Raw genomic sequence first — 7528 nt, forward strand, 5'->3', positions numbered from 1 at the left:
TTCAACATTATCTAGCATTTTAAAGTTTTCAAAATCAAAAAATCTACCATTTTGGGCTGGAAATACTAGTATTGGTTGGCCTGCATATCCGTATACATTGAATTCCATATCCCTATTTAAATTATTGCTGTATTCTCTGTAGTAATTTTTTATCATACATCGTACCCCTTATAAAATTATTAATTAAATATGTATACATAATACCACAAATTTCTAACTATTTTAAGATAAATTTTATAATTATTTAAGTAATTCTAAAATTTTATATAAATTTTTTTTAATTATTAAACAAAAAGAAATCGTTTGCCTTATTATATTTTGTAGAATGCACAAAAAAGGCTATACCAAATATCTACTAATATTTTGATATAGCCTCTATTATCTCGTATATTTTTAACCTTTAAAATCCTAGAATTCAGCGTTTTTAGGAGTTCTTGGGAATGGTATTACGTCTCTTATGTTAGATATACCAGTTAAGTACATTATTATTCTTTCAAATCCAAGACCAAATCCTGAATGTGTAGCTGTACCGTATTTTCTAAGTTCTAGATACCACCAGTAATCTTCTTCCTTTAGACCACATTCATGTATACGGTCAAGTAGTACATCGTATCTTTCTTCCCTTTGAGATCCACCTATTATTTCTCCAACTCCTGGAACTAATAAGTCCATAGCTCTAACTGTCTTACCATCTTCGTTCATTCTCATGTAGAATGCTTTTATTTCTTTTGGATAATCAGTTACGAATACTGGAGCGTTGTATATTTGTTCAGTTATATATCTTTCGTGTTCAGTTTGTAAATCGCATCCCCATTCAACTGGATATTCGAATTTATGTCCTGATTCTAATAATAATTCTATTGCTTTAGTGTAAGTTATTCTTGTAAATTCAGAATTTACTATTTTGTTTAATCTTTCAAGTAATCCCTTGTCTACAAAGCTATTGAAAAATGCCATTTCTTCTGGACAGTTTTCAAGAACGTAGTTGATTATATATTTTATCATATCTTCAGCAAGTTCCATATTGTCTTCTAAGTCTGCAAATGCTATTTCAGGTTCTATCATCCAGAATTCAGAAGCATGTCTTCCTGTGTATGAATTTTCAGCTCTAAATGTAGGTCCAAATGTATATACATTTCTGAAAGCTAAAGCCATTATTTCAGCGTTTAATTGACCACTAACTGTTAGGTTAGCTTCTTTTCCGAAGAAATCTTGTGAGTAATCAACTTTTCCGTCTTCAGTTTTTGGAACATCGTTTAAGTCTAAAGTTGTGATTCTGAACATTTCTCCTGCACCTTCGCAGTCACTACCTGTTATGATTGGAGAGTGAGCGTATACGAAGTTTCTTTCTTGGAAGAATTTATGTATAGCATATGCTGCAACACTTCTAACTCTGAAAGCTGCAGAGAACAGATTACTTCTAGGTCTTAAGTGAGCTATAGTTCTTAAATATTCAACTGTATGTCTTTTCTTTTGTAGTGGGTAAGAGCTATCTGATTCGCCTTCTACAATTATTTTTGTAGCTTGTATTTCTACTGGTTGTTTTGCATTTTGAGTTGCTACTAATGTCCCTTCTACTAATAAAGATGTACTTATTGGTAATTTTCCAACTTCTTTGAAGTTGTCTAATTTTTCATCTATAACGATTTGCATGTTTTTAAAGAAAGTACCGTCGTTTAATTCTATAAATCCGAAGTTTTTAGACATTCTAGATGTTCTTATCCATCCAGCAACTTTTACAGTTTTATCTATGTACTCTTCTTTATTTCTATAAAGTTGTTTAATTTCAATGAATTCTTTTTGCATAGAATTACCTCCTAAGTGTTTAGTTCAAATTTTGTTCATATAATAATTATAACTTATATTTACTAATTTATACAGTTTATAATGTCAATATTTATTCTACTAAATCTTACCTATAAAAATCAATAGTATTGTAAATTAAAATACAAAAGTGCTCTAAAATTATTTATATTTTAAAGCACTTTATATATCATATAATAAATATCGTATTTATATAAAATTTCTCAAATTAATCGTTGACAACTTTATCCTCTTCATAATCTAGCTGATTGACCTTGTTCTTATCGAATAAACTAACTACTATAAATGTTATACCTGTAGTTAATACCATTAAGTATCCTACATCTGAGAATACATTTTTTATAGCTGGTACAAATAGCCATACTCCAGCAGATAATACTGATACTAATATTGTCATAAATCCTGCATTTTTACTTGCGAATTTAGAGAAGCATAATCCTCCAAGTACAACTATTGAAGTTCCTATTGCCATAGATAGACATACCTTCATAGCGTTTAATATAGAGCCTAATTGAGAAGATAGTATATAAGTTAAGAAACCTACAACAAGTATTATTACTTTATTTATAACAAAGGCTTTATCTTTCATTTTTTTGCCAGCACCTGTCTTGAAGAATATATCTTGACTCACTGTTGTTGAACAACCGATTAGCATACTACAAGCAGTTGACATGTCTGCAGCCCATAGAGCTGATAATGTAAGACCTGCTATTACTGGTGGTAGTGATAATATTATCATTGGTAATGCTAAAGTAGCATCTACACCAGGTATTAAAGCCTTTGATGCGATACCAAGCATTGCACATAAGAAACCTATTGGTATCATCATTAATGCACCTAGTCTAAATCCATTAACTGCTGATTTATCGTCTTTAGATGTAAGACCTATTTGTATAACACCTTGGATTGAGTTTGTATTACCACACATAACTATAAGCCAAGCTATAATAGCTGGTATACCCATACCTTCTGTAAAGCTTAAATATGGAACGTCTGTAGAAGTGCTAGCCATTTGTAGAGCAGCATCCCATCCACCTTGGTTGAAAAATACCATAAATGAGGCTACTATAATTCCAAAATAAATTAATGATATATTTATAATATTACTTAAACTAACAGATCCCATACCACCTACGAAAGCTACTAGCATGAATATTAAGAAGCTGAAGAATGTTCCTGTAGTTATATTAAATATATCTGGTAGTAAACTTGCAAGTATTGATCCACCTGCTATGTATTGAAGTGCTATTATTGTACATTGAATTAAAACCATAGCTATTGTCATCATAATACCAGCTTTTTTGTCGAATAAATCTTGAACTAGTCCTGTTACTGTATTATGACCACTATGTCTAAAGCGTTTAACAACTAAGAAACTAGCCATGATAGCTCCGAAAGCCCAAGCTACATTGTACCACCCAGCAGATAAACCTGCTACAAACGCATTTTGTGCTATACCTATAGTTGAAGCACCACCTATAGCAAGACCTGCTATAGTAACGGCAGTTATCCAAGTACCATTTTTACCTTTATATAATAAGAAGTTTTCCCCATCTTTTTTCTCTTTTTTTGACATAAATATCCCTAACGCTAGTAGGAATATTACATATAATATTACTATTATTAATGGCGTATTCATGATTTTTTCTCCTTTATAAATAAATTTACAATATTAAAAATTTCCACTTTTTTATTTTTTTATTTTCCCTTAATTTTTTATATCTATTTTTTATTAATCTTGAAGAAGAGGAACTACACTACCTCCATAAGGTAATATGCATACATCTTTTCCTTCAAAATCTACTTTTTCTAATAATTCATCTATATTTTTATAAGAGTCTATATTTAAATCCTTCACGAAGTTTGGATCGATTTCGCTTAACATAAGTAAGTTTGATTTTGCAATTGCTTCACATAGTGCGTAGAATATATATCCTCCGATTGTGAAGTTTGCTCTTAATTCTTCGTCTAAAACTCCTCTTTTTAGTGGATCTATCCAGCTGAAGAAGTCTGGTGCCCCTCCACCTTCTCTACATTCTGCTAAGAATATTACTGTTCCGTCTTTTTTAACAGCTCTTGTTGCGTTAAAAATACTCTTTGTAGATTGATATAAATTTATATCCTTAGGATATCCACCGCAGCTAGCTATAACTATATCTGCTTCCTTTTCTATTGGAACGCCGTAGCAATCATCTACGTACTTGCAACTTGCTAACCAAGCATCGTGGAAGTCTCCACAGAATAATTTACTGTGTTTAGATTTAGTATTTACTACTATATTTATACTAAATGCTACATCTACAAGCTCTCCTGCTTGATTCATATCTTCATTTACTGGATTGTGGTCTAAAAGTCTTGCACCGACCTTTGGATCAGTTCTCTTTTCAGTTTTTGATAAGCATCTCATGTGGTTTTGTTTTATAGTTTCACGTCCTGCAACTCCAGGAATTACACTCTTTCTTCCTCCACCGAAGCCTGCCATAATATGGTGAACTGTACCTGTTACCATTATTACCTTTCTTCCTACTACAAGCGGATTTACGTATACATCTGTACCTAATTCAGTTTTTCCTATGAAAACTAAATCATCTGCATCGCAATCGTGATTTACTACCTTTACCTTGTCGTAAACATTTTTAGAAGCTAACTGACATAATTCTTCTTCTGTTTGTTTTCTGTGAGTTCCTATAGCAACTACAACCACTATGTCGTCGTAAGCTATACCTATTTCTTTTACTAAGTAATCTACTAATTGTTCACAAACTAAATCTTGACGTTGCCAAAATCTAGTTATATCGCTTATAACTATAGTTACCTTGTCGCCTTTTGAAACTACTTCCTTTAAAGGCTTAGAATTTATCATATCTGTTGTAACACCCTTGATAAACTCAGATTTAAGATCGGTAATTTCGTCCATAGGATTTTCATTTAATATAGTCACTGATTTTGCTTTTGATAAATCAATTTCTACTTTAGAATCCCCATACTTTAAATCTAACATATCCTTTCCTCCTCAATTATTTTTTTGACAAATACAATTAAAAAAGAGAACTCCTTCAGAGTTCTCTTAAATATCAATTTAATCCTATTTGCCCAATTTAAAATTTGTTAATTTCCTTTTAAACGAAAGTCAAACATGAACTCTTTAGAAAAGATTTACTTTTTATATCTTTGCAATAAAAATAGCCAGCGCTAAAATAAAAGCCCCAGAATATAAAATAAAGATATCTATATAATTTTGTAAATTCTCTTCTAATTCCTTGCATCTTATTTTCCTCCATTTTAATAGCTTCTACCATTAATTTTAATAAATTGGAATAAAATGTCAATCAATAATTTTATTTTTATATATAATTTTATCTTATTACTATATTTCGACTAAAAAACTCAAAAAAGGATAAATTTAAAATTTATCCTTTTTAAAGAAATTTATAATTTACTTCCATTATCCACCCAATCCTTGGCCTCATCAGTCTGATCTTCAGATGGTGCACTTACATTTGTGTGCGGATAAAACTTGCTTTGATCTGCCCAAGCTGCTGTATAATTGTTGTTTAGACATACACTTGAATAGAGTCTTTTGTTGTTTTTTCCTTTTAGCTGTCTACTTACACCGTGATGATTATCTTTCAAAATAACACCTCCCAAATCTTTTTATTTATTTTCTCCAAAACTAAATTATAAATTCAACGAGTAAATTATTATTTTGCACACCATAATAGAAATTTTTACAAATTTTCAGATATTATATTTAAAGTATTTTCGTAATTTAAAACTCCATATCCATAAGATATATTTGGATATGAATAGATTCCCTTCTGAGTTGCTCCGAGCATTAAATACGTCTTTATAGGCTCGCTGTAAATAGACAATCGATAAAGCTCAGATTGAGCCATTATAAATTCTATAAGCAAAGATATCACTGCACATACTATGGAACTGCTCACCCCTGTTCCTGTAGCCGTATTAAATGCGTTATCTAGATAGTTAGATATTATATCTACTCCTGGAGCTACTATATCTAGTATAGAATCTCTAATCACATCTGGAGCCTTAGATGAACCAATCCAAATGCTGTTATATTTTGTATTATACGTACCCACTGTGATGACTTCCCTCATCAGTCCATACCTAGTTATCGTAGCCCTTGAATCGCTATCTATAAATCTAGTGTCTTTAGAGATTAAATTTTTATTAGGAAGATATGCATTAAACTCTCCACTTATCACATCTTCTCCTATGATTCTCAAAGTCCAAATACCAGAATGTATATTTTCTAAATTTACTATCACCTGAAGTGAAGCTGTCCCTATAAGCGGATAATTATAAGAAATAGAATAATCTACATCCTCTAAATTAAATCGCCCAGTAAATGTTTCAAAATTAGGTGAATAAAAAACCGTGGTGCTGATTTCTCCTAGAGGAGATATTACAGCTACTCCTAATTTATCTACTTCTGTACCCTCTACTACTATATCTAAATTCTTGTCGTCTCCAACCTGAAAGGCTATATCTACAGATTCCCCATTTGATACATTCCCAGAGTAATGAATATCTGTATTTCCTTGATTACCGGCGCCACTGACTAGTATAAATCCCGACTTCTTTAGCTCATTGAAAGTATTCAACAACGTATGATCGTTTTCTCTACCTGACATTGTCCCCAATGTAAAATTTATTATTACAGGTCTTAAAATTTCTTTAAATTTTTGTATAACATACGATATAGCGACTAAGAAATCCGTATTTTTATAATTGATTCTACCTTCTCTAAATAAATCTCTATAGCTTCTTAGTTTGACTACTATTAATTCGGCTTTTGGCGCTATACCTCTGTAGCTTGGATTGTTTTTTCCTTCAGATACCATAATTCCAGCAGACATAGTTCCTGTTCCTATTTCATCCTTGCTTAGATTTTGATCGCCACTTAATATAGCCTCGTTTATTTGTTCTCTAGTAAATTCACTTCCAAATAGAAAACCTTCTGGAGGTGAGCCGTAATCACTCTCTTGATCCCATAGATATAAAATTTTACTGGTACCATCTTCATTTATAAAATCTTGATTTAAATAGTCTATACCCGAATCTATCAAGGCTATTACTACTCCTTCTCCATCTAAATTACTGTACAAGGTACTTCCCATATAAGGTATATTTATAGTCTGTAAAGCACTCTCACCTTGAGCTATATTGTCCGTAATCTCTATTAACGAGCTCATAGAATAAGATTTTTCCCACCAGACAACTTGATCTATATTTTTAAATAAATCCTCATTAAAGTCCTCCTCTACATATACTACAATCAACAAATCATTTAAAAAAATATACTGAGTTATATTATTTTTTAAAAAGTCATCTATCAAGGTCTCTGTTCTTCCCGTATAAATTAAATTATAAGATATTGGCATATTCGATCTCCTTAATTTCAATTTACCTAAATACTTCAAAAATTTTTCTCGCATCTAAAAGCCCGTACCCGTAAATAAAATTTGGGTAATCTATCTCCCTCTCTCTCTGTGCTCCTAGCTGGAAAAAAGTAAATATACTTTGAGCAAATCCCTGTCTTTTATATCGATTATTTTGAGTTACATATTGAAAAAACAAAGCTCCCATTCCAGAAGCAAATGCCGCTGCTGCACTAGTTCCCGTAATTGTTCCATATCTCGAATTTGGATATGAAGATATTATATTTACTCCAGGTGCT

General features: G+C 31.3%; 6 protein-coding genes. All 6 read right to left on the reverse strand.

Annotated features, from left to right (window positions below; all coding sequences use genetic code 11):
• Nucleotides 1-408 precede the first annotated feature (408 nt).
• Nucleotides 409-1806, reverse strand: coding sequence for an asparagine--tRNA ligase (gene asnS, locus ACI3VO_RS01490; protein WP_439756206.1), 1398 nt, complete (start codon nt 1804-1806; stop codon nt 409-411).
• A 226-nt stretch (nt 1807-2032) separates the two neighbouring features.
• A complete protein-coding gene (locus ACI3VO_RS01495) occupies nt 2033-3463 on the reverse strand; it encodes a sodium:solute symporter family protein (protein WP_439756207.1) in 1431 nt (476 codons plus the stop codon).
• Between the two features lie 93 nt (nt 3464-3556).
• Nucleotides 3557-4825, reverse strand: coding sequence for a nickel-dependent lactate racemase (gene larA, locus ACI3VO_RS01500; RefSeq protein ID WP_439756208.1), 1269 nt, complete (start codon nt 4823-4825; stop codon nt 3557-3559).
• 428 nt (nt 4826-5253) lie between these two features.
• Nucleotides 5254-5457 (reverse strand): CDIF630_02480 family spore surface protein, encoded by a 204-nt coding sequence (locus ACI3VO_RS01505; protein WP_439756209.1) that lies wholly within the window; start codon nt 5455-5457, stop codon nt 5254-5256.
• Between the two features lie 95 nt (nt 5458-5552).
• A complete protein-coding gene (cspC, locus tag ACI3VO_RS01510; protein ID WP_439756210.1) occupies nt 5553-7232 on the reverse strand; it encodes a bile acid germinant receptor pseudoprotease CspC in 1680 nt (559 codons plus the stop codon).
• 22 nt (nt 7233-7254) lie between these two features.
• On the reverse strand, nt 7255-7528 hold a 274-nt coding region (locus tag ACI3VO_RS01515; RefSeq protein WP_439756211.1), incomplete at its 5' end, for a S8 family serine peptidase.

It is taken from the genome of Intestinibacter sp., from assembly GCF_051866655.1.
Taxonomy (GTDB): domain Bacteria; phylum Bacillota; class Clostridia; order Peptostreptococcales; family Peptostreptococcaceae; genus Intestinibacter.